Consider the following 22337-nt stretch of genomic DNA (forward strand, 5'->3'; position numbering starts at 1 on the left):
CTGCCTGACGCCTGAATTCAGGGTTTTCTATAGGGGGAATAGGAAAGGCCACCGTTTGGTGGCCTTTTTTTATCGCTATTTGAGGGCGATAAGATGGAAATTACTGCAGCAGGCTACGCAGCATCCATGCATTTTTCTCGTGCACGTCCAGACGCTGGGTCAACAAGTCAGCGGTAGGCTGGTCGTCGGCCGAGTCGGCACGGTCAAAAGCGGTGCGTGCAGTACGAGCCAGCGCTTCGTTACCTTTGACCAGCAGTTCGATCATGGTGGTAGCATCCGGCACGGAAGCGGGCTGGGTGATGGAGGACAGCTTCTGGAATTCGGCATAGGTACCAGGGGCGTAGTGACCCAGGGCGCGGATACGCTCGGCGATGTCATCCAGGGCTTGCCACAGTTCGGTGTACTGCGTCATGAACAGCTCATGCAGTGTCTTGAACATAGGGCCGGTGACGTTCCAGTGGAAGTTGTGCGTCATCAGGTACACGGTGTAGGAGTCGGCCAGTACCTTGGACAACTCTTTAACCACAGCAGCACGGTCTGCCGTCGAAATACCGATATCAATTTTCAGAGCGCTGCTGGCGGCGCTGGCAGGAGCAGCGGGTTTGGCGGCGGCAACAGGCTTGGTCGCGGCAGGCTTGCGAGCAGCGGCTGGTTTGGCAGCTGGCTTGGCCGCAGGTTTAGCGGCCGCCTTGGCGGGAGCTTTGGCTGCGGTGGCAGGCTTTTTGGCGACGGCCTTTTTAGCGGTCACTTTTTTGGCGGGGGCCTTGGCGGCTGCCGGTTTTGGTTCAGCCTTTACATCGGCTGCAACTGCGACCTTGGTATCAGTGTTTGGGGCTTCTTCGGCCTTGCTGACCTTGGCGGTTTTACTGACTGCTTTCACGGCTTTTGCCATAGTGGACTCCTGTTGAACAGAGGGCTAAATAGGTACTGAAGCAGAATAACACGCAGTAGGTGTGCGATTTACGCTAGTTCAGGATACGGGAAATTGCTGTTGTATTCGACTTTTAAGTAGTTGACCCCAGCCAAGCCACTTTCCATGATCCCACGGGTCAAGGCGTCAATGGCCGACGTACGTGGAAAACTTTTGCGCCAGACCAAGGCAATGCGACGATCTGGAATGGGTTTTTTGAAGGGGACATAGGCCAGCAGTTCGTTGGCCTGGCCGGGGGCTGTCAGAGAGCTGGCAGGCAGGACAGTCAGACCGATGCCGGTGGCCACCATATGACGGATGGTTTCCAGTGAAGAGCCTTCAAAGGTGCGCTGTATGCCTTCACTGGACGCTGAAAAGCGCGATAGCTCCGGGCAAACATCCAGCACCTGGTCGCGGAAACAATGGCCGGCACCCAGCAGCAGCATGGTCTGATCTTTCAGCTGTTCGGGATCAATTTCCTTGCGCTTGGCCCAGGCGTGTTCATGGGGCATGGCCACCACAAAAGGCTCGTCGTACAGCTCGCGGATAACCAAGCCTGTTTCAGGCAAAGGCAGGGCCACAATGGCGCAATCAATCTCACCTTGGCGCAGCAATTCCAGCAGACGCACGGTAAAGTTTTCTTGCAATAAAAGTGGCATTTGCGGGGTCAGCTCAATCTGCTTGGGAACGAGCTTGGGCAGCAGGTACGGTGCCACGGTGTAAATAATGCCAACGCGCAAAGGGCCAGCCAAAGGATCGTGGCCCTGGCGGGCAATCTCGCGCAGGTTGGCGCCCTCTTCCAGCACTTTCTGTGCTTGGGTGACGATGCGCAGCCCAATGGGGGTAATAGCCACCTCGGGCCCGCCACGCTCGAAGATGACCACGCCTAATTCGTCTTCCAACTTCTTGATGGCCACCGACAGCGTCGGTTGGCTCACAAAGCAGGCTTCGGCAGCACGTCCAAAATGACGCTCGCGTGCTACGGCAACGATGTATTTCAGCTCGGTCAATGTCATGACAATTCCTTGTGCAAAACAGCATTAAGACCTTGGGTTAACTACGGAGTAATTCTTCCCGGCCCTTCATCCAGCGCTGTAAATGGTGGTGAGCGTGGTCTGGATAATCACGGCGAAAGGTGCTGGCCAATGTTTGGGCCTGCTCGATCAAATCTTCATCGGACTCCAGGCTGGCAAAACGCAAGCCTGCCTGCCCGGATTGGCGCATGCCCATGAACTCGCCCGGGCCGCGTTGTTCCAGGTCGCGGCGGGCAATTTCAAAGCCATCGGTGGTTTCATACATGGCGCGCAAACGCAGGCGGGCAATGGCCGACAACGGTGCCTGGTAAAGCAAGACGCAAACGGATTGAATCTGTCCCCGCCCTACCCGGCCGCGTAGTTGGTGCAGTTGGGCCAGGCCGAAGCGCTCGGCGTGTTCAATAATCATTAAAGAAGCATTGGGTACGTCTACACCGACTTCAATCACGGTGGTTGCGACCAGCACGTCCAGATTGCCGCTACGGAACGCTTCCATGACGTCCGCTTTTTCCGTTGAGGACAAGCGGCCATGAATCAGGCCTACCCGCAAGGGGGCCAAGGCTTGTTCCAGAGCCGCATGGGTATCGACGGCGGTTTGCAATTGCAGGGCTTCACTTTCCTCGACCAAGGGGCAGACCCAATAGGCTTGTCTACCTTGGGCAACTTCAGCCCGGACGCGCGCCATGATTTCATCACGGCGATTATCGGCGGCCAGCTTGGTAATGATGGGACTGCGGCCTGGGGGCAACTCGTCGATCGCGGAAACATCCAGATCGGCAAAAAAAGCCATGGCCAAGGTACGTGGGATGGGCGTGGCACTCATATTGAGTTGATGCGGCAAGTAGGCTTGCCCTTTCTTGTCCTGCGCATCCCCTTTGCGGTTCAGTTCCAGACGCTGGCCAACACCAAAGCGGTGTTGTTCATCCAGAATCACCAAGCCCAATTGCTGGAACTGCACATTGTCCTGAATCAGGGCCTGGGTGCCGATGGCCAGTCTGGCTTGTCCGGAGCTGATGGCCTCATAAGCCAGACGTTTAGCTTTGACGCCCAAGCTGCCGCTTAACCAGGCCAGTTCGACGCCTAAAGGCTCCAGCCAGGCGCGCATTTTCAGATAGTGCTGCTCGGCCAGAATTTCAGTCGGTGCCATCAAGGCCACCTGAAAACCGCTGGCAATGGCTTGCACGGCGGCAATGGCCGACACAATGGTTTTGCCGCTGCCTACATCTCCCTGCAACAGCCGGTGCATGGGATACGAACGCTTCATGTCCGCGCTGATTTCCTTGACGCAGCGTTTCTGAGCGGCCGTTAACTTGAAGGGCAACGAAGCCAGCAAGGCTTTAGCCAGGTCACTATTGCCTTCACGCATAGGCTTGGCACGTTGAGCCTGACGCGCAGCACGAGCCTGCGCCAGGGACAATTGCTGCGCTAGCAATTCATCAAACTTGATGCGGCTCCAGGCCGGATGGCCGTGTTCGAACAAATCGTCGTAGCTGAGCTCGGGCGGTGGGTAATGCAACAGCCGGATAGCCTCGTTAAACGGCATCAGGCCATATTCGCTACGAACTTCTTCAGGCAGGGTGTCGCGCAGGTCTGCATTATTGAGCGCATCGGCAATGGCTTTGCGCAGCTGTACCTGGCTCAAGCCATCAGTCGTGGGGTAAACAGGGGTCAAGGCGCGGGCCAGGGGTTGGCCGGCTTTGGTGACTTTGGGGTGCACCATTTCCAGGCCATGAAAGCCCTGGCGCACTTCGCCGCGTACTCGCAGGGGCAAATCCCCTTGCAGCTGCTTGAGCTGGCTGGGATAAAAGTGCAGCCAGCGCAAGGCCAGCTCGCCACTTTCGTCGGCAATACGGGCATGGAGCTGCGCACGGGGACGAGCCTGAACATCCGTACTAAGAATACGCCCTTCAATTTGCGCCATCTTGCCAGGGTAGAGATGGGCGATGGGCTCGACCTGAGTCTCGTCCTCGTAGCGCAAAGGAAGATGGACCACGAAGTCGGCAGGCTCTCGTAGGCCGAGCTTTTCAAACTTCTGGTCCAGACTGAGCGCCTTGCGCGGCGCAGCCCGTTTGGCCTGAGGCGCAGGCCGACCTGCGGTCATGGCAATACGTCTTTAGAAATTGAGGATAGCCTCGACCTCGAACTGAGCGCCTTTGGGCAAGCTGGCCACACCGATGGTGGAGCGTGCGGGGAAAGGCTGGGGAATCAGTTCGGCCATGATGGCGTTGGCGCTGGCAAAACGGGACAGATCTGTCAAAAACAACGTCAGTTTGACGATGTCGCTCAGGTTGGCGCCAGCTTCTTTGACCACAGCTTCCAGGTTGGCAAATGCCTGACGTACCTGACCTTCAAAATTTTCAGATACCAGTTCGCCTGTGGCAGGCTCCAGACCGATTTGGCCAGACAGAAATACTGTCTTGCCACCCGAAGCAATAATGGCCTGAGAGTATGGGCCTACGGCAGCCGGAGCGGCATCGGTGAAGACAACTTGCTTAGTCATAAGAAACCTCTGATGAGTGTTGTACTATCAGAGTTTAAGCGCCTATAGCTAAAATTAACAGATCTTGGCGTGATTATTTTTCCACGAAGGCGCGTTCAATCACGTAGTCACCGGGTTGACCTACACCGGGCGACACTTCAAAACCGCGTTTATCGAGCATGGCGCTGATATCGGCCAGCATGGCGGGGCTGCCGCACAGCATGGCGCGATCCTGAGCGGGATCCAGTTGAGGAATGCCCAGGTCTTCGCACAGCTTGCCGGTCTCGATCAGGTCGGTAATGCGGCCGGTATTGCGGAACTCTTCGCGGGTGACAGTGGGGTAATACAGCAGTTTTTCGCGTACCACTTCACCAAAGTATTCGTTCTGCGGCAATTCATTCTGGATGAAATCCGAGTACGCCAGTTCGCTGACAAAACGCACACCGTGTACCAGTACCACCTTTTCAAAACGCTCGTAGGTGTCGGGGTCCTTGATGATGCTCATGAACGGAGCCAGACCGGTGCCAGTGCCAAACAGGAACAGATTGCGGCCTGCGCGCAGGTCGTCAATTACCAGCGTACCAACGGGTTTGCGGCTGACCAGAATGGTGTCGCCTTCTTTCAGGTGTTGCAGGCGCGAGGTCAATGGACCGTCCTGTACCTTGATGCTGAGAAATTCCAGATTTTCTTCGTAGTTGGCGCTGGCGATACTGTAAGCGCGCATCAGCGGCTTGCCATCGACTTCCAGACCGATCATTACAAAGTGCCCATTATGAAAACGCAGGGCGGCGTCGCGGGTGGTGGTAAATGAGAACAGGGTGTCGTTCCAGTGGTGGACGCTGAGCACTTGTTCGGTATTGAAAGCTGCCATGTTAGTTGTCGTATAGAGGGGCAACATTGCCCGGATCAGTAAGCAAATATTTGCCCATTGTACCGAGTTCCCCAGGTAAATCCATGCTCATTCAGCAATACGATTTGATCGCAATCAGGACTTACCATTAAGTTCCATGAGCCGCCATTCTCCTGCTTTGGCACAGACAGTATGGCGATTTCCAGCCTGGAAACGGGCCTACATTCAAATAGCTCTTGCCTAGTTTCTGCATACGTTTGATAATCATTCACATTTTCTGGCTTACTGCCGGTTTTTACGCTATTTACGCCTGTTTTGGAGTGTTGATAATGCGCTTTACTCTTCGTAGCCGTGCCCTGACCCAAGCTTTGCTTCTGTCCGCTATGGGTACTATGTCGATGGCGGCTTTTGCCTCTGGCGAAGTCAACCTCTACACCACTCGCGAACCTGGCCTGATTACTCCTCTGCTGGAAACCTTCAGCAAAGACACAGGCGTAAAGGTCAATACCGTGTTTGTGAAAGATGGCCTGATCGAGCGCGTGAAAACCGAAGGCGACAAGTCCCCTGCCGACATTCTGATGACGGTGGACATCGGTAATCTGCTGGATCTGGTGGAAGCCGGAATTACTCAGCCCGTTGAGTCCGCCACTCTGGACGGCGCCATTCCCGCCAATCTGCGCGGTGCCGATAAACAGTGGTACTCCCTGTCCTTGCGCGATCGCGTGGCCTATGTGGCTAAAGACGTGGATGTGAAGAGCATTCACTACGAAGATTTCGCCGATCCAAAATGGAAAGGCAAGGTGTGTATTCGCTCCGGCCAGCACCCCTACAACACAGCCTTGGTCGCCGCCATGATTGCGCATAACGGTGCAGAAGCGACGGAACAGTGGCTGCGTGGCGTGAAAGACAACCTGGGCCGCAAGGCTGCCGGTGGTGACCGTGACGTAGCGCGCGACATACTGGGCGGCATTTGTGATGTAGGTATTGCCAACGCCTACTACGTGGGCCGCATGAAAAACTCCGAGCCTGGTAGCGATGCCTACAAATGGGGCGAAGCCATCAATGTGGTGCGTCCAACCTTTGCTGATACCAAGGGCGGTGGCACACACGTGAATATTTCCGGTGCCGCTGTGGCCAAGCACGCTCCTAATAAGGACAACGCTGTCAAACTGCTGGAGTACCTGGTTTCCGAGAAAGCCCAGAGCCTGTACGCCAAGGCCAACTACGAATACCCCGTGCGCGCCGGTGTTGAGCTGGACCCCGTGGTTGCCAGCTTCGGCCCCATGACGATTGATCCTTTGCCATTGACTGAAATCGCCAAACATCGCAAACAAGCCAGCGAGTTGGTAGATAAAGTTGGCTTCGACAACTAAAATCGCCCTACTCTTTTTCTACGACCGCCAGCTTTGAGAAATCAGAGCGGCGGTCGTCGCGCATTTAAGCGCCTGTAATACCTAGCCTTTCATAATGCCCTTTTTTCGTCGTCTGCCCTTTTGGTCCCTGGCTGCCGCTGTGATTGCCCTGATCGTGGCAGCGCCTGTGATTACCCTGCTGACCCACGCCTTAGGCGGTTCGACTGAGCACTGGTCGCATTTGTTCCAGTTCGTTCTGCCTCAAGCCATGAGCAATACCTTGCTGCTGCTCCTGGGAGTCGGCGTGGTGGTGAGCTGTCTGGGAGTGGGGTCGGCCTGGCTGATTACCGCCTACGAGTTTCCCGGGCGACGGGTCTTGCAATGGGCTTTGTTGCTGCCGCTGGCAGTGCCGACCTATATCGTGGCCTTTGCGTATCTGGATTTGCTGCATCCGATTGGCCCGATTCAGTCTGCCATTCGCTACGTCTTGGGCTATAGCAGCCCGCGTGAATTCCGTTTGCCAGATCTGCGCTCCTTGGGCGGCGCAATTTTTCTGCTGGGTTCGGTGCTCTACCCCTATGTATACCTGAGCACGCGCGCCATGTTTGCTACACAATCGGCCAGCTTGCTGGAGGCTGCCCGCATTATGGGTGAATCGGGCCGTAGCGTATTTTTCCGGGTCGTGTTGCCTATGGCCCGCCCCGCGATTGCAGTGGGTGTCAGCCTGGCTTTGCTGGAAACGCTGAACGATATTGGTGCTTCCGAGTTTCTGGGCGTGCAGACCCTGACGGTATCTATTTACACCACCTGGGTAACGCGCTCGGATTTGGCGGGTGCCGCGCAAATTGCTGTTTCCATGCTCTGTCTGGTGGCGGCGTTGATCAGCATCGAGCGTTATGGTCGCCGCCGCCAAGCCTATTCCAGTAATCAGCGTTCCGAACCCATTCGACCTACCCGGTTGAAAGGCTCCGCTGCCTGTATCGCCATTGCTTTGGGTGTAGCGCCCGTGCTGGTGGGCTTTGTGGCCCCATCCCTGTATTTGTTGAATGAGACCCTCAAGCATGTGAGCTTGGCGGGCGGTGTGTCGGCGCAATTGCTGAGCAGCGCCTGGAACACCTTGTATATCGCAGCGCTGGCCACTATCGCGACCCTATCTTGTGGCTTGGTCGTCGCCTGGGCTGCTCGGGCAGTACGTTCGGGACGCAAACCGCGTCTGGCCCGTTTTCTGGCAGGTGTCAGCAGTCTGGGATACGCCATTCCGGGAACCGTACTGGCGATTGGGCTGTTGACGCCCCTCGTCATGTTTGACTCTTTCTACAATCAAGTCATGTCCTGGTTTGGTGTTTCGGCGACGGGTTTGTTGTTGATGGGTTCAACGCTGGCTTTGGTTTTGGCCTATACCCTGCGCTTTCTGGCGATTTCGGTTGGCGGTATTGAAGCCGGGCTGGCTCGAATCCCGGCATCGCTGGAGCAGGCTTCCCGTTTATTGGGTGAAACCCCGGCGGGGACGCTGAAACGTGTGCACTTGCCCTTGCTGCGCCCCGCCATGGGCGCGGCTGCTTTGCTGATTTTTGTTGATGCCATGAAGGAGCTGCCTGCGACCTTGTTGCTGCGTCCGATGAATTTCGAGACCTTGGCAACCTGGCTGTATGCGGAAGCGGCTCGTGGGACTTATGAGGAAGGCGCGGTTGCCGCCTTGGCCATTGTGCTGGCCGGTTTGATCCCCGTTATTTTATTGGCACGTACTCAATTGATGGCCTCTGGCCCACGCGCATCATGAACGATTTTCTGGATTTGCAGGCGATTACCCTGTCCTACGAAACGTCTGAAGGTTTTCGGCCGGTTGTTGACCAGCTCAGCCTGCATTTGCCCCAAGGGGAAATCGGCTGTCTGCTGGGGGCCTCGGGCTGTGGCAAGACCACGGTCTTGCGGGCCATTGCCGGTTTCGAGCCTTTGCGTGCCGGACATATTCTGTTGAATGGCCGTGTCTTGTCGGCTGTGTCTCAGCAAGTGCCGCCGGAAGACCGCCATGTGGGCATGATGTTCCAGGATTACGCCCTCTTTCCTCACCTGACGGTAGAAAAAAACGTGGCCTTTGGTCTGCGCAAATGGGATAAAGCCCAGCGTCAGGCCCGAGTACTGGAAATGCTGGAACTGGTCGATCTGGCCCGTTTGGCGCAGCGCTATCCGCATGAATTGTCGGGCGGCCAGCAGCAGCGCGTGGCTTTGGCACGCGCCTTGGCTCCCAAACCGTCTCTGCTGTTGCTGGATGAACCGTTTTCCAATCTGGATGTGGATACCCGCGAGCGCTTGGCGTTTGAGGTGCGCGACATTCTGAAAAGCGCAGGCATTACCGCGATTCTGGTCACCCACAATCAGGCTGAAGCCTTTGCGATTGCCGATCGTATTGGTGTGATGCAGGCTGGCAAGATCATCCAGTGGGATACGCCTTACAGCCTGCACCATCGTCCTGTGAATGACTTTGTGGCGGACTTCATCCGCCGCGAAGCCATCATGGCGCAACGGGCCCAGGCCTTTTTGCGTGGCGAGCCTGCGTAGTTGCAAGTACGACAGCTCTAGCGTGCCCCATGCTGCCATATTGGACTGATAGCTCTCGCTTTCTTCCGGGTGGACGGTGAACTGAGTGTCCTCTAAGCGCTGATGATGGAGGGCTTGATCAGCATCCAGACCGCCATCGCTACCATCATCAGGTTTTCAGTCAGAGAGACAAAGCCCAAGGGCACCTTGCTGTCACCACCTACGCAGGCGCATTTCAGTTCGCGCTTGTCGATATAGACCGCCTTGAACACTGACCAGGCACCGATGCTGCCAATAAATAAGGCGATGGGCACAGACAGCCACATCAGGGCACCGGCCAGCATCAACACGCCTGCCACTGCTTCTCCAAAGGGGTACAGATAGGCGTAGCGCACCCATCGTTGGGCCAGCAAGTCGTAGTTCAGGAACATGGTGGCAAAGCCGTCCACATCTTTGAGCTTCTGCACGGCCAGTAAACACATGGCAATGGCAATAAACCATTCCAGCGCCTGGAGCAGGACAATCTGTCCGAATGCCGCCCAGGAAACAGCTAGCGCCATCAAGCCAGCCATCACAAACAAGGCGATCACGGGCGTGTAGCTGACGGCATCCTTGTCCTTGACCTTCCCACCGAAATACTCGACCAGTTCGTCATAGCCCCCTATCCGTTTTCCATTGATAAAGGTCTGGGGGGTTGTGCTGACTTGATGCTTGGCCTTGAAAGCGTCAATCTCTTCGCGATTCCTGAGCCAGTGATCGTCCAGCTCGTAGCCTTTACGTTTGAGCAGTGCGCGTGCTTTAAGCCCGAAGGGACAGATATGTTCTGCCGTCACCATGCGGTAAAGCTCGGCGCGTTTGGCGGTGTGTGTAGCCATATGCGACTCCTTTGACGTGATGCTGTTTGTCGGAAGCCCTCCCCTGACGCCATGCAAGCGTTTATCTGACACCCTAAACCAGGTGTCAGGAAGTGTGAGTAAGCAGGTGTAGTGATTTAGTAGTGTTAGTGATCGATTGTTTTTGCCTGATCGTAAGGTCTCAGGGGCTGGGTGGCAGCACATCGCATGAAAATGGGCAGAACAAGGGCAACAAACGCTGTCAGGAGCAGCAAGACATGAAGGTCTGGCACGGATACATCCAGAGTGCGGAGCAGTAGGGAGGGAATAGCCAGAGCAATAAAGCTGCCGATGTGGTTGCCTGTGGTTTGCAAAGCCATGAAGCGGCCCCGCTGAGCTTGAGTGGGGTAGCTGGTACTGCGGGCGCTGGCGCAGACTAGACGGGTGTAGCTGCCCGTCATGAACAGAATCATGAATACGTGAGCTGTTCCCCACCCCAGGGCTAGCATGATCAAGGACAAGAGCAAGATCAACGTACCCAGATCAGAGATACGGGTCTCGCCCCATTTTTTGATGCCCGTAGCGGATAGGCGGGAGGCGATCAAGGCGGCGACACCGCCCAACATGAAGATCACAGGCATTTGCTGTGCTTGAGTGTCGTAGCGTAGCGCCAAAACGGGGATCAGGACCGGGATCAGTAATAGTGAGCCTGCCTGCGCAATAGCCGGCAGGCTTAGCCAGCGCCAGGCCTCTTTACCTAGAGCCAGTGGTGAGGGTTGCGCTGCAACGAAAGGGTTGGAAGGCAGATAGCGATGAGCAATTGCGACGGCAAGCAGGCAGAGCACGGCCAGAGTCATCAAGGCGATACGCCAGCCCAGTTCTACGGCGATGAACAAGGTGACGGGCATTCCGGCGATACTGACCAAGGCAAAGGCGCTGACCACAATGGCAATCGCGTCGGTACGCTGCTCGGCATTCATGCCATGCAGCAGTAAAGTCGTTGCGGCGCTCATCAAAAAACCACCTAGCAAACCAGCTCCCAGACGCAGCAAGATAAATAGCCCGAATTCGGAGCTGATTGCCCCCAAAGCGGTTAATACGGCCAAGAGAATCAGTGCCAGGAGCAGTAAAGGCTTTAGCGCCGCGCAGTGCATCCAGCGTGAAGCCAGGACGCCCGATAAAGCGGCGCCGCCCATATAGGCGGAAGCGGCATAGCCGGCGTAGGTGGCAGGAACATCAAAGTCCACTGCCATCCAGACAAACAAAGGCGTCAAGGCCATGAATTCCAGAGCATGAACAAACTGGATAAAAGACACGGCACGGGCACGCAGCCGGGGACGAAACACTTCAGAATCAGACATGATGATACGCATAAAGAAAGAGGCCTCTAGCCTAATTCTTCGCGGTTTTGATATGTAGTCTCTATAATTCGAATATTAAATTATCAAAACCGGGATAATTCCATGACTCCTCAGCTGAATTTGAATGCCTTGCGGGTTTTTATCCAGGTAGCTGAAAGTGGCAGTTTTACGGCTGCAGCTCAGGTGCTGGATTTGCCGACCTCCAATGTCAGCCGTTATGTGGCGCAACTGGAGCGGCAGATTGGTCAGCGCTTGCTGGAGCGCAGTTCCCGGCAACTGCGTTTGACCAGTGTGGGCCAGGGCTTGTTTGATACCGTTCAGCCCTGGTGGGGAGCCTTAAAGCAGGCTGAACAGGATTTGCTGGATCAACGCACCCGTTTGTCGGGACGCTTGCGGATTTGTATTCCATCCGAGGTGGGGCCGTTTCTATTGGCGGGTGTCCTGGCGGATTTTGCGGCCCAGCATCCGGATCTGGAACTGCATTGTCAAACCAACCTGGAAGGCCCTGGTGTGCTGGCGCAGGATTTTGACCTGGCCTTATTGATGTGTCGGGGTGCTTTGCCAGACAGCAGCCTGGTGGTGCAGGAATTGTGTTCTTTTGATTGCCAGGTCGTGGCGGCACCTGCCTTGATCGAGCGGTACGGTATGCCCAGCAGCCTGGAAGAGTTGGAACAGTTGCCCTGCATTACGACCGATACGGCTTTGGATGGCCAAGCCTGGCAGTTTGTCTTGCCCGATGGTCGCTTTCAAATTTTGAACGTCCCCAGCCGCTTTCGTGTGAATAGCGGTTTGCTGGCGGGAGCTGGCGCCGTCAAAGGGCTGGGTTTTGCGATTCTGGTGCGGCAGGGATGTGAGAAAGAGATCGCCCAAGGGCGTCTGATTGCCGTTCCCCTGCCCTTGCCGCCTGCCCCTTTGCGTCTGGTACTGGCGTATACGCATCGACGACACTTGTCGAACTCGGCACGTGCCTTGATCGAGCATCTGAAGGCCCAAGCTGATATCGGCACCTTGCCTGGATTAAACACCCATTAACTTGGGGGCCTTGTAGGGTTTGAGCTTGGGTCGTCGTTGCAGCAACCGACGCTATATCAAGCAATGACGGCTGCTTTGACCATATCAATATGAGGAATGCCGTCCTCGTCGTAGGTCTCGCCCACAGGTTCAAAACCTAAAGAGCCGTAGAACTTCTGCAAATGCGCCTGTGCGCCAATGCGTATGCCTGCGCCAGGATAGTGAGCTTCCGTAAAGCGGATCGCTTCAGCCACTAGCGCGTAGCCGATTTTCAGGCTACGGAACTTGGCCAAGGTCAGGACACGGCCAATGGAAGGCTCATCATATTTCAGGCCCGGTTCGACAACGCGAGCATAAGCAGCCAGCTCGCCGTCCTTGAGCACGGACAAATGCCAGGAATCCAGGTCCAGGCCGTCCACGTCTTGGTAGGCACACTCCTGCTCCACCACAAACACCGCCTCGCGAGCCTGGATGATTGTGTACATTTCCCGCGTGGACAGATCGTCCAACCGTTTCCATTGAAAAACCAGGTCCATCTTTACTTCCATGACGATAAGGTTTGGGTGACTGCGTATGGTAATCGTCCAAGGGCAGAATAAAAAGAGCGGCCCGAAAGCCGCTCTTTTTGATCGTACTGGCCAAAACCAGTGCCTTCGATCTTACAGGCTGTAGTACATGTCGAATTCGACCGGGTGCGGAACCATACGCAGACGGGTGATTTCGGCTTGTTTCAGCTCGATGAAGGCGTCCAGCATTTCATTGCTGAACACACCGCCACGGGTCAGGAATTCGCGATCTTTGTCCAGGGACTCGATCGCCTGTTCCAGCGACACGCAAACGGTTGGGATTTTTGCATCTTCTTCGGGTGGCAGATCGTACAAGTTCTTGTCGGCTGCATCGCCGGGGTGAATCTTGTTCTGCACACCGTCCAGACCGGCCATCATCAGGGCCGAGAAGGCCAGGTATGGGTTGGCCATTGGATCGGGGAAGCGGGCTTCCACACGACGCGCCTTGGGGTTGCTGACGTAAGGAATGCGGATCGAGGCCGAGCGGTTACGGGCGGAGTACGCCAGTTTCACTGGGGCTTCAAAGTGCGGAACCAGACGCTTGTAGGAGTTGGTCGTGGGGTTGGTGATGGCGTTCAGGGCACGGGCGTGCTTGATGATGCCGCCAATGTAGAACAGCGCGAACTCGGACAGACCAGCGTACTCGTTACCGGCAAACAGGTTCTGGCCGTCTTTCCAGATGGACTGGTGCACGTGCATGCCGGAACCGTTGTCGCCGACCACGGGCTTGGGCATGAATGTCGCCGTTTTGCCATAAACGTGAGCCACGTTATGGATGGTGTACTTCATGATCTGGTTCCAGTCCGCACGCTCGACCAGAGTCGAGAAGCGCGTACCGATTTCCAGCTGGCCGGGAGCGGCCACTTCGTGGTGGTGGATTTCAACAGGAACGCCCTGCTGTTCCAGCAGCAAACACATTTCAGCGCGCAGATCGGCAAAGGAGTCTGTAGGCGAAACAGGAACGTAGCCGCCTTTGACGCCAGGACGGTGACCCAGGTTATTGCCATTGAGTTCCAGACCACGCGACCAGGGAGCTTCTTCAGAGCGAATCTTCACGAAGCTGCCCGACATGTCGTCGTTCCAGGTAATACCGTCGAACACGAAGAATTCCGGCTCGGGACCAAAGTACGCGGTATCGCCCAAACCGCTGGAGCGCAGGTAGGCTTCAGCACGCTTGGCCAGCGAACGTGGGTCGCGGTCGTAACCTTTCAGATCGGAAGGCTCGACCACATCGCAGGTCAGAATCAGGGTGGGCTCTTCACGGAACGGGTCCATACGGGCGGTTTTGGCGTCCGGGATGAGCAACATGTCCGAGGCTTCGATTCCTTTCCAGCCAGGCAAGGAAGAGCCGTCAAAGGCGACACCAGACTCAAAGCGATCCTCGTCCACCGCGTGTGCGGGGGTGGTCAAGTGGTGCTCACGGCCCAGGGTATCGGTAAAGCGGAAATCGACAAACGTGATTTCGCGTTCGGCGATGATCTTCAGAACATCTTCGGGGGAGGACATGGTTACTCCAGCGTCAATGACGTTAACAAAAAGTGAGGAGGAGTGGCGCGGATCATTGTGTAACCCACTACGGCAGGTCTTAATTACGTTTATCGGGATTGCCGCTGAATCTGATCCAAACAGCGCAATACCGATAAAGTAGTTATGGCATAGGACTTACCAGAAATTAATTGTAGAGCAATTGTGCAGATGCACAATAAAAAATGTCTTAAATAAACAATTAAATGTCAGGAACCTTCATCAGGAAGGAATGCTTCCTGTAAATCATTTAAGAATCGCCAGCCTAAATCGGTGGTTCGAATACGAACCGGATCGGAAGCCAGCAAACCTTTCTCGATATTGCGCTTGATCACGGGCAGGATGTTCGCAAGGGGCACACCCGTGCGTTCCTGGAAGTACTGGGCGGGTACGCCCTCTTTCAGGCGCAACACGTTCAGCATGAACTCAAAGGGCAAGTCTTTGGGTGTGACACGGGCATTGTGCGCATAGTGGCTGCCGTCGCGCTTGATGGCGTTCTGCATCCATTGCGCCGGGCTGCGGGTGGTAGCAGTACGGATAATGCGGTCGTGAAAGGACAGCTTGCCGTGGGCTCCCGGGCCTATGCCGATATAGTCGCCAAATTCCCAGTAATTCAGATTGTGGCGGCTATGGCCACCGCGCTTGCTGTAGGCCGAGATCTCGTACTGGTTCCAGCCGCGGCTGGCGGTCAGCTCGATCAGGCGGTCCTGCATGGCGGCGCTGTCGTCGTCATTGGGCAAGACCGGCGGGTATTTCGCGAAGACGGTATTGGGTTCCAAGGTCAAATGGTAGAGCGACAAGTGCTCGGTCTCATAAGACATGGCCTGCAAAATGTCCTGCTCGGATTGCGCTGGGGTCTGGCCCGGCAAGGCGTACATGACGTCCAGGTTCACGCGGTCCACGGCTTTCATGGCGGCTTCAATAGCCTGTTGCGCTTGCTGGCTGTCATGAATGCGGCCCAGCGCTTTCAGGGCCTCATCGTTAAAGCTCTGAATGCCCAAAGAAATCCGGTTCACGCCACTGTGTGCAAAATCCATGAAGCGCGAGGCTTCGGAAGCTCCAGGATTGGCTTCCAGCGTAATTTCTGCGTCGGGCAGCAAGTTCAGGTGGGAACGCAGCAAGGCCAGCATGCGGTCCAGCGCCTGGGCTGACAGCAGACTGGGCGTGCCACCACCGATAAATACGGAAATTACCTGCCTGCCCCAGACCAGCGGCAGGGTTTGCTCCAGATCAGCCTGCAAGGCGTCCAGATACTCGTTTTCGGGCAGTTCCGTTGGTGCTTCGTGTGAGTTGAAGTCACAGTATGGACATTTGCGCACGCACCAGGGCACGTGCACGTAGACGGACAAGGGCGGCAGGCTGGGCAGCAAGGTGGCCGGGCCGGAGCCAGGCCGGATGCGTACCTCGGGAGAGAAAACAGTCATGGTGTTACTCGACGGCCAGACGGGCCAACAAGGCTTGCATGGCTTGCGCCCGGTGGCTGTATTTGTTCTTCACTTCAGGAGAGAGCTGCGCCGCAGTTTGCTTGAGCTCTGGCAGATAAAAGTGAGGATCATAGCCAAAGCCGTGCTCGCCAGCGGGTTGATCCTGAATCTCCCCTTCCCAGACGCCTTCAATCACGATGGGCCGTGGGTCCTGGGCATGGCGCACATACACCAGAACAGCCACATAACAGGCGCGACGGTCGCTTTGTCCTTGCAGACGCTGGACCAGCAAGGCGTTATTGGCTGCATCGGACTTTTCACCGCCCAGTTCGCGAGCGGCAAAACGGGCGGAATATACGCCGGGGGCTTCGTCCAGGGCGCGCACACAGAGGCCGGAGTCATCGGCCAAGGCGGGCAAGCCGCTTAATTGGCTGGCATGACGGGCCTTGGCCAGCGCATTCTCGATAAAAGTGGCAAAGGGTTCCTCGGCCTCGGGAATGTTCAATTGGCCTTGAGGAACCATGCTGATACCGGCCTGAGCCAGGATGGCGGAAAACTCCTTGAGTTTGCCGGCATTGTTGGAGGCCAGGACGACACGCTTGGATTCAGTGTTCATAAGTCGCAGCAGGCGGCAAAGCGCTCTGTTCAGTAAAAATGGCAAGGCGCCGTGCCAGGCAGTGTATGCTGCATGGGATGGCGTCCCAATAGCGGTTTGTCCCGCTACCTGGCAGTGTCGCGCAGGGGGCAGGACAGATCCGTTTCATCGCGATCAGCCCTGCAAGGCTTGTTTCTGGGCTTGCATCAGCTCGGCAATGCCCTGCTCGGCCAGATCCAGCAAGCGATTCAAGGTGGGGCGTGCAAAAGTCTGGCCTTCGGCGGTGCCCTGCACTTCCACCAGATTACCGCTGCCTGTCATGACGATATTCATGTCCACGCCGCAGGCGGAGTCTTCCAGGTAGTCCAGGTCCAGGACGGGGTTGGATTCGAACACGCCGACCGAGACGGCCGCCAGTTGATCCAGAATGGGCGAGGCTTGCAGCTTGCCCTGCTCTTGCAGGCTGCGTACGGCCAGGCTGGCTGCGACCCAGGCCCCAGTGATACTGGCGCAGCGGGTGCCGCCGTCGGCTTGCAGAACATCACAGTCAATGTGAATGGTGCGCTCGCCCAGGGCTTTCAGATCAAAGACAGCGCGCAGGCTGCGGCCGATCAGACGCTGGATTTCCTGGGTACGGCCATTTTGCTTGCCACGGGCCGCTTCACGGTCCGAGCGCGTGTGCGTGGAGCGAGGCAGCATGCCGTATTCCGCCGTTACCCAGCCCTGCTCCTTGCCTTTCAGAAAGGGCGGGACTTTGTCGAGCACGCTGGCATTGCACAGAACATGGGTTTCACCCAGACGGATCAGTACCGAGCCTTCGGCGTGACGGGTAAAGCCGGTCACCAGTTCGATAGGACGGCATTGTGCAGCAGATCGACCCGAGGGACGTGCAATCGTAGCGTTTTCAGACAAGGCTAGGCTCCGGACAAAATTCAAAACGCCTATTGTACGCCTTGCGGGACGGGCCGTAGCGCAACACCCATGTCCATCCACTTATCAGCCTGGCAGGTGAAAAGCAGGATCTGATGGCGTTGAGCGGCGTCGTGAATAATGCGCTTCATGGCCCCCAGGCGATCGTTGTCGCTGTGGACCAGCACGTCATCCAGAATCAGCAAGGTGGGACGGCCTGCCTGTTGCAGCAAATCTGCATAGGCAAGACGGGCGATCAGGCCGATTTGCTCGCGTGCGCCAAAGCTCAAGCCGTCAATGTCGTCGGCCAGCCCTTGTCCGCTATCGCGTTGCAGCCAGCGTGGGGCCAGGTATTCGTCCAGCTCCACCCGTGCCTTGCCCAAAAGCAGACGCAGATAGTGGTTGATGTGCTTTTGCAAAGGCTCGTGCAATTGCTGGGTCAAGGCGTTGCGCTGCTCTCTTAGTACAGACAGCAACAGGCGCAAGGCCGCGACACGGCGCTCGTAGGTGGCGCAACGGCGCTGGCAGTCGTGCAGACGTAGCGAGGTCTGGTCGATCTGCTCTTCCAGGCCTTGCGCTCCGTGGGTTTCCAGCTTGGTTTGCACCAACTGCGCGGCCAGTCGGGCCTCGTTATAGCTTTGCTCCTGTTGTTGAGCGCTGCGCTCCAGACGTTGCAGGTCCTGCTCCAGAACCGAGACGGGCAAGGCGGCCAGCTCGGCTTCCAGAGCTTTTTGATCGGCCAGTTGCTGCTCGCGTTGCAAGCGCAGTTGTCCCCATTGCTGCTCGCGCTCCTGCTGCGCTTGCTGGCGTTGCGGGTCAGCCCATTGCTGTTCCAGGCTGTGAGCTTCAGCCTGGGCCTGCTCCAGACGAGCCTGGGTGCGGGCAAGGGCTTCGCGGGCATCATGCCAGTCGCTTTCCAGTGCGCGGTACTGCTGCTCGGCCATGGAGGCGGCTTGGGCGATACGGCCCAGTTCCGAGGCCTCGATGGCCTCGCCTTGCGGGCGTTGCGGGGCGATGCGTTGTTGAGCCGCCTGAACCAGACCTTGCAAGTGTGCTTTGCCTTGCGGGGCCAGCGCTTTCATGGAGCTGCGTAACAGCCGGTCCTGCTGCTCTTGTTCCCGATATTGCTCGCGGCGGCGTTCCAGCTCTTCCAGGCTTTTTCCGCCCAGTTGGCCAAGCGCCTGTGCGTATTCCTGCTGGGTTTGCGCCAATTGCTGCTGCACCTTGCCCAGATCGCGGCCGCCGGGAATGATGCGCAACTGGCCCATTCCGGGAAGCTCAATCAGGGTGCTGGCGCTAAGGTGGGCGCGGTGCTGGCCCTGAATGGATGCCCCATCCAGCAACAGGCCGGCGCCGTCTTGCAGTTCGATCTGCAATTCGGTGGAAATCGTCTCAAGCTGGTGTTGCAAACGCTGAATAAGCTGGTGCTGCTGGCGTAATTGGTCCAGGGCCTCGTCGCTGATTTTCAGCTGCACCAAGGCGGCCCCGCATTGCGCCAGTTGGGTTTCCAACTTGCCCAGTTCTTCCAGTTGCCCTTGCACCTGCTGCAATTGCTGCTGCGTGCCGTCAAAGCTGGCTTGATCTTGAAACCATTGCTGCCAGGTACGGGCGCGTTCCTGCTCTTGCAGGCTGGCGTCTTTATGGCTGCGCGCCTCCTCCAGACGCTGGTTCAAGCTGTTGAGCGTGTCCTGCTCTTGCTCCAGCTTGGCACTCAAGGATTTGACCTGCTCGGCGCGCTGGCTGCGTTGGCGAGCCCACTCCAGGTCGCGTTCCCCAGCTTGTTGGTAGAGCTTTTCTCGCTCGGCCAACATGTTCAGCGCCTGTTGAAGTTCCTTGGCCCGTTCCTGCAATTGGCGGGCTTGAAGTAACTGAACCTGCACTTGTTTGGCTTGCTCACGTAGCTGCTTCCAAGGACGCTTAGCCTCGGCATGGGCAATTTGCCTACGGGCCTGCGCCAGTTCGTCCACCCATTGCTGGTACTGCTGTAAGGCGGCTTGCTGGCTCTGTAACTGCTCTTCCAGCTCCTTGGCTTCTTTCTGCGCTGCCAGCCAGACGCCGCGTGGCTGTCCTTGAGCCTGGGTCACATATTGGTCCAGCTGTTGCTGGGCCTGTTCGATCAGATAATCCCCGTCTGCACTAGTCAAATCGGCGATTTCGCTACCCAAAGCCTGCTGCAAGGTGCCGCTGGCGTGCTCAACGGAGCTGCGCAAATCCTGGCCCTGCCCTTGTTCAATCCACAAAAGGCCCGGCACGCCCCAGTTGCGGGCCTGGCTGCTGCCTTTAGCGGCATACTCAAAGCCCATTTGCTGGGCCAGGTATTGTTCGGCCTCGTCATTGTCCAGATGCTGATTGCCAATGTATAAATCGCAGCGTTTGCGCTTCAGGAAACGCTTGCTCAGTCGCATGTCCTGGCCGTTCAGGCTGAAATCCAGCTCGATTTCCGGTGCGGCTGAAGAATCACCCCAAGGCAGGATTTTTGTCAGACTACCTGTGCCATAACGTTCGAAAAACACCGTGCGCAGGGCCTCGGCCAAAGTGCTTTTACCGGCCTCGTTCGGGGCGCTGATGATGTTCAGGCCCGGCTCCAGCTGGTCCAGTGAGACGGGCTGGCGAAAGCGCTTGAACTGCTCGACGCGCAGGGACTTAATGTGCATGACCACCTTCCTTATCGCGCAGCAAACCGGCCAGAATCAGCAAGGCATCTTCAGCGGCTTGCTGCTGGCTGCCGTGACGCAGTTCCTGCAACTGTTTCAACGCGGCCTGCAAGTAGCCATCGGCTTGCAAGGCGTCCAGATCCTCTTCAGAAGGTGCCAGACGCAAGGCCTCGCGCTGGCAGTCCCAGGCGCGGCAACGGGCTTGGGATTGCCCCAAAATACTTTCCAGGCGCTCAAAACCGCTCAGGCTTAACTGACCTGATAGCTCCAGTTCCACCACGCTCTGATCAGCCAAGGCGTTCAGTTCCCGCTCCAGCAGGTCCAGATCCGTGTCGTCATTCAAATGGTGCTGGATACTGCGCCAAGGGTGCTGGGCAACCGGCAAGGCTTGAACCACAGGTGTTGCGCCCGGTTCGCTGATTTCCACCAGCAGAGCCTGGCCAGAGTCGTTATCCCGAAAGCGGTCCGGCTCGGGCGTGCCGCTGTAGTAGCAGCGCTCGTTAATTTTGACGGTGCCGTGCCAGTCCCCCAGTGCCAGATAGTCCAGTTTGGCGCGTTGTACGCGGTTTTGATCGATCAGGTTATGGCTGTCCAAATGCTCCAGCACCCCACTGACGCTGCCATGCGCCAAGCCCAGACGCCAGTAACCCGCCGGACTTTCGGCCTGATCGAACCAGTCGCTCAAGTCCTGATAAGTCTGGCGTTGTGTCAACGGCGCTGGCAGGACCGCAAGCTTGAGCTCGTCCAGCAGAAAAAGCTCCGGTGTATCAAGCACATGCACATAATCTGGAATGCAGTTCAAGCGGCGCGCGCGTGTCCAGACACTTTCGCTCAAGGCCGCGTCATGGTTGCCGGGCAGGAGCAGCCAGGGGCCGGTGAAACCCGCCATGGCATTGAAACTGCGGCGCAGATTGCGATCGCTCAGGGTTTGCGAATCAAAGACATCGCCCGCTACCACAAGCAGATCGGCGCGATGTTCGGTAGCAAGCGTTGCCAGCTTCTCAATGGCCTTGAAACGTGCCTCAGCCAGGGCGGCCGCGTCCTCCAGCTCGAAACGCGAGTACTGACGACCTATTTGCCAATCGGCTGTATGCAGGATTCGTAGCATGACTGCCCTTAGATTTGGTAAAAAAATCGGCCCTTACAGGCCTTGAATGCCTAAAGTATAGAGCTTTGTCGCGGCGAGAGGAGCGGCCAAAGTCGGGACCTGAGAGTACAATTGGCGGCTTTATTCCATTCTTAAAGTGACCCACCCATGATCCGTAGCATGACCGCGTTTGGCAGCGCCAAGGCCGAGTCCGAAGCAGGCACCATCAATATCGAGATGCGCAGCGTCAACAACCGCTTTCTGGACCTGAATCTGCGTTTGCCCGAGGAACTGCGTTTTGCGGAGAATCTGCTGCGCGAGCTGGCCGCCCAGGGCGTACAGCGTGGCAAGCTGGAATTGCGGGTCAACTTTGCCCGTAGCGGCACGGATCAGCAACGCAGCCTGGATATGGAGGCGGTGGAACGCACAGCACAGATGCTGCAAGTGGCACGCGTGGCCATTCCCGATCTGCCTGCACCCGAGCTTCATACCTTGCTGAGCAATCAAAGCGGCAATAATTCGGGCATGGATCCCGAAATCTGGCTGCCCATGATCAGCCAGGCTTTCGAGGCGGCCTTGCAGGATTTTCAGGCGACCCGAGAGCGTGAAGGCCAGCGGCTGGCACAAGCCATGCTGGATATTCGCCAGGACATGAGCGTCATTGTGGACGAGGTCGAGCAGCACCTGCCCTCGATCCTGACGGAGCAGAAGAACAAGATTGCTACTCGCTTGCATGACGCCTTGTTGCAAGCCAGTCCGGACGGTTTCGCCCTGATTTCGGGCGAAGAACTGTCTGCCCGCGTCGCGCAGGAAGCGGCTGTTTTCTCCCTGCGCATTGATGTGGCTGAGGAAATCGCCCGCTTGCGTTCGCATTTGACCGAGCTGGAGCTGATTCTTAACGGTGATACCAGCGTGTCGTCCAACAAGAAAAGCACGCGCCAAGGCAGCACTGGCAAGCGTTTGGACTTCCTGTTCCAGGAGATGAACCGTGAGGCTAATACCTTGGGTTCCAAGGCAGGCAGCATGGACATGACGCGCGCTTCTATCGACTTGAAGCTGTGTATTGAGCAGCTGCGCGAGCAGACCCAAAACATCGAGTAAACCAGCCAGTCCCTTATTTTCTGCCTGCCAGTATTTTTTTCAGCAGGTGCTGTCTGCTTAAACCGCGTGAAACCTCAGGTTTTATGGGTTTTTTTCAAGAAAACCGTCT

At 56.9% G+C, this 22337-nt stretch carries 19 protein-coding genes; 5 read left to right on the forward strand and 14 right to left on the reverse strand.

Translation table 11 applies throughout. From position 1 onward, the window contains the following. Positions 1-100: 100 nt before the first annotated feature. The 5 genes from D0C27_RS03400 to D0C27_RS03420 form a co-directional block, all read right to left on the reverse strand. Positions 101-568: a Dps family protein gene (locus D0C27_RS03400; RefSeq protein ID WP_026482584.1), complete on the reverse strand. Its 468-nt coding sequence runs from the start codon at positions 566-568 to the stop codon at positions 101-103. 392 nt (positions 569-960) lie between these two features. Then, complete coding sequence (locus D0C27_RS03405) at positions 961-1926, reverse strand: LysR substrate-binding domain-containing protein (protein WP_009453943.1); 966 nt, start codon at positions 1924-1926, stop codon at positions 961-963. Between the two features lie 37 nt (positions 1927-1963). Continuing rightward, positions 1964-4045 carry an ATP-dependent DNA helicase RecG gene (recG, locus tag D0C27_RS03410; RefSeq protein ID WP_060185065.1) on the reverse strand — a complete coding sequence of 694 codons (2082 nt, stop codon included), beginning with the start codon at positions 4043-4045 and terminating at the stop codon, positions 1964-1966. A gap of 12 nt (positions 4046-4057) precedes the next feature. Beyond that, positions 4058-4444: a Rid family detoxifying hydrolase gene (locus tag D0C27_RS03415; protein ID WP_026482586.1), complete on the reverse strand. Its 387-nt coding sequence runs from the start codon at positions 4442-4444 to the stop codon at positions 4058-4060. A 73-nt stretch (positions 4445-4517) separates the two neighbouring features. After that, positions 4518-5294, reverse strand: a complete 777-nt coding sequence (locus D0C27_RS03420; protein ID WP_042480593.1) for a ferredoxin--NADP reductase — start codon at positions 5292-5294, stop codon at positions 4518-4520. Positions 5295-5602: 308 nt separating this feature from the next. On the opposite strand from D0C27_RS03420, the gene D0C27_RS03425 reads away from it, so the two are divergent. The 3 genes from D0C27_RS03425 (at position 5603) to D0C27_RS03435 (ending at position 9184) form a co-directional block, all read left to right on the forward strand. Then, positions 5603-6646 (forward strand): Fe(3+) ABC transporter substrate-binding protein, encoded by a 1044-nt coding sequence (locus D0C27_RS03425; protein ID WP_026482587.1) that lies wholly within the window; start codon positions 5603-5605, stop codon positions 6644-6646. A gap of 94 nt (positions 6647-6740) precedes the next feature. Next, positions 6741-8405 carry an ABC transporter permease gene (locus D0C27_RS03430; RefSeq protein WP_137430421.1) on the forward strand — a complete coding sequence of 555 codons (1665 nt, stop codon included), beginning with the start codon at positions 6741-6743 and terminating at the stop codon, positions 8403-8405. Next, positions 8402-9184 carry an ABC transporter ATP-binding protein gene (locus D0C27_RS03435; RefSeq protein ID WP_035271544.1) on the forward strand — a complete coding sequence of 261 codons (783 nt, stop codon included), beginning with the start codon at positions 8402-8404 and terminating at the stop codon, positions 9182-9184. The genes D0C27_RS03430 and D0C27_RS03435 overlap by 4 nt, the downstream gene beginning before the upstream one ends. 92 nt (positions 9185-9276) lie before the next feature. Here the strand turns inward: D0C27_RS03435 and D0C27_RS03440 are convergent, their stop codons facing one another. Both D0C27_RS03440 and D0C27_RS03445 read right to left on the reverse strand, forming a co-directional pair. After that, positions 9277-10038: a MauE/DoxX family redox-associated membrane protein gene (locus D0C27_RS03440; RefSeq protein WP_240688303.1), complete on the reverse strand. Its 762-nt coding sequence runs from the start codon at positions 10036-10038 to the stop codon at positions 9277-9279. Positions 10039-10163: 125 nt separating this feature from the next. After that, a complete protein-coding gene (locus D0C27_RS03445) occupies positions 10164-11357 on the reverse strand; it encodes an MFS transporter (protein ID WP_170978536.1) in 1194 nt (397 codons plus the stop codon). A 102-nt stretch (positions 11358-11459) separates the two neighbouring features. On the opposite strand from D0C27_RS03445, the gene D0C27_RS03450 reads away from it, so the two are divergent. Then, positions 11460-12389 (forward strand): LysR family transcriptional regulator, encoded by a 930-nt coding sequence (locus D0C27_RS03450; RefSeq protein WP_137430423.1) that lies wholly within the window; start codon positions 11460-11462, stop codon positions 12387-12389. 56 nt (positions 12390-12445) lie between these two features. Here D0C27_RS03450 and D0C27_RS03455 read toward each other — a convergent pair whose 3' ends face one another. From D0C27_RS03455 to D0C27_RS03485, 7 genes are all read right to left on the reverse strand, one after another. Then, complete coding sequence (locus D0C27_RS03455; RefSeq protein ID WP_137430424.1) at positions 12446-12904, reverse strand: GNAT family N-acetyltransferase; 459 nt, start codon at positions 12902-12904, stop codon at positions 12446-12448. Between the two features lie 123 nt (positions 12905-13027). Next, positions 13028-14440, reverse strand: a complete 1413-nt coding sequence (gene glnA / locus D0C27_RS03460) for a type I glutamate--ammonia ligase (protein WP_021446603.1) — start codon at positions 14438-14440, stop codon at positions 13028-13030. 227 nt (positions 14441-14667) lie between these two features. After that, entirely contained in the window at positions 14668-15882 is a 1215-nt protein-coding gene (hemW, locus tag D0C27_RS03465; RefSeq protein WP_170978537.1) for a radical SAM family heme chaperone HemW, read from the reverse strand. Positions 15883-15886: 4 nt separating this feature from the next. Next, positions 15887-16498, reverse strand: coding sequence for an RdgB/HAM1 family non-canonical purine NTP pyrophosphatase (gene rdgB, locus D0C27_RS03470; RefSeq protein WP_137430425.1), 612 nt, complete (start codon positions 16496-16498; stop codon positions 15887-15889). Between the two features lie 153 nt (positions 16499-16651). Next, positions 16652-17389: a ribonuclease PH gene (rph, locus tag D0C27_RS03475; RefSeq protein WP_026482596.1), complete on the reverse strand. Its 738-nt coding sequence runs from the start codon at positions 17387-17389 to the stop codon at positions 16652-16654. A 29-nt stretch (positions 17390-17418) separates the two neighbouring features. After that, a complete protein-coding gene (locus tag D0C27_RS03480) occupies positions 17419-20040 on the reverse strand; it encodes an AAA family ATPase (RefSeq protein WP_137430426.1) in 2622 nt (873 codons plus the stop codon). Beyond that, positions 20030-21148, reverse strand: a complete 1119-nt coding sequence (locus tag D0C27_RS03485; RefSeq protein WP_083053531.1) for a metallophosphoesterase family protein — start codon at positions 21146-21148, stop codon at positions 20030-20032. The genes D0C27_RS03480 and D0C27_RS03485 overlap by 11 nt, the downstream gene beginning before the upstream one ends. Positions 21149-21295: 147 nt before the next feature. Between D0C27_RS03485 and D0C27_RS03490 the strand changes: the two genes are divergently transcribed. After that, positions 21296-22228 carry a YicC/YloC family endoribonuclease gene (locus tag D0C27_RS03490; protein ID WP_060185055.1) on the forward strand — a complete coding sequence of 311 codons (933 nt, stop codon included), beginning with the start codon at positions 21296-21298 and terminating at the stop codon, positions 22226-22228. The last annotated feature ends 109 nt before the right edge of the window (positions 22229-22337 follow it).

Origin of the sequence: Alcaligenes faecalis, assembly GCF_005311025.1 — a bacterium.
Classification (GTDB): domain Bacteria; phylum Pseudomonadota; class Gammaproteobacteria; order Burkholderiales; family Burkholderiaceae_B; genus Alcaligenes; species Alcaligenes phenolicus.

Bases quoted from the DNA above. Each gene is read 5' to 3' on its own strand.
- D0C27_RS03435 (WP_035271544.1), top strand. From the start codon at position 8,402: ATGAACGATTTTCTGGATTTGCAGGCGATTACCCTGTCCTACGAAACG.
- D0C27_RS03430 (WP_137430421.1), top strand. From the start codon at position 6,741: ATGCCCTTTTTTCGTCGTCTGCCCTTTTGGTCCCTGGCTGCCGCTGTG.
- D0C27_RS03455 (WP_137430424.1), bottom strand. From the start codon at position 12,904: ATGGACCTGGTTTTTCAATGGAAACGGTTGGACGATCTGTCCACGCGG.
- glnA (WP_021446603.1), bottom strand. From the start codon at position 14,440: ATGTCCTCCCCCGAAGATGTTCTGAAGATCATCGCCGAACGCGAAATC.
- D0C27_RS03450 (WP_137430423.1), top strand. From the start codon at position 11,460: ATGACTCCTCAGCTGAATTTGAATGCCTTGCGGGTTTTTATCCAGGTA.
- D0C27_RS03425 (WP_026482587.1), top strand. From the start codon at position 5,603: ATGCGCTTTACTCTTCGTAGCCGTGCCCTGACCCAAGCTTTGCTTCTG.
- hemW (WP_170978537.1), bottom strand. From the start codon at position 15,882: ATGACTGTTTTCTCTCCCGAGGTACGCATCCGGCCTGGCTCCGGCCCG.
- D0C27_RS03445 (WP_170978536.1), bottom strand. From the start codon at position 11,357: ATGTCTGATTCTGAAGTGTTTCGTCCCCGGCTGCGTGCCCGTGCCGTG.
- D0C27_RS03415 (WP_026482586.1), bottom strand. From the start codon at position 4,444: ATGACTAAGCAAGTTGTCTTCACCGATGCCGCTCCGGCTGCCGTAGGC.
- recG (WP_060185065.1), bottom strand. From the start codon at position 4,045: ATGACCGCAGGTCGGCCTGCGCCTCAGGCCAAACGGGCTGCGCCGCGC.
- D0C27_RS03420 (WP_042480593.1), bottom strand. From the start codon at position 5,294: ATGGCAGCTTTCAATACCGAACAAGTGCTCAGCGTCCACCACTGGAAC.
- D0C27_RS03480 (WP_137430426.1), bottom strand. From the start codon at position 20,040: ATGCACATTAAGTCCCTGCGCGTCGAGCAGTTCAAGCGCTTTCGCCAG.
- D0C27_RS03440 (WP_240688303.1), bottom strand. From the start codon at position 10,038: ATGGCTACACACACCGCCAAACGCGCCGAGCTTTACCGCATGGTGACG.
- rdgB (WP_137430425.1), bottom strand. From the start codon at position 16,498: ATGAACACTGAATCCAAGCGTGTCGTCCTGGCCTCCAACAATGCCGGC.
- D0C27_RS03485 (WP_083053531.1), bottom strand. From the start codon at position 21,148: ATGCTACGAATCCTGCATACAGCCGATTGGCAAATAGGTCGTCAGTAC.
- D0C27_RS03490 (WP_060185055.1), top strand. From the start codon at position 21,296: ATGATCCGTAGCATGACCGCGTTTGGCAGCGCCAAGGCCGAGTCCGAA.
- D0C27_RS03405 (WP_009453943.1), bottom strand. From the start codon at position 1,926: ATGACATTGACCGAGCTGAAATACATCGTTGCCGTAGCACGCGAGCGT.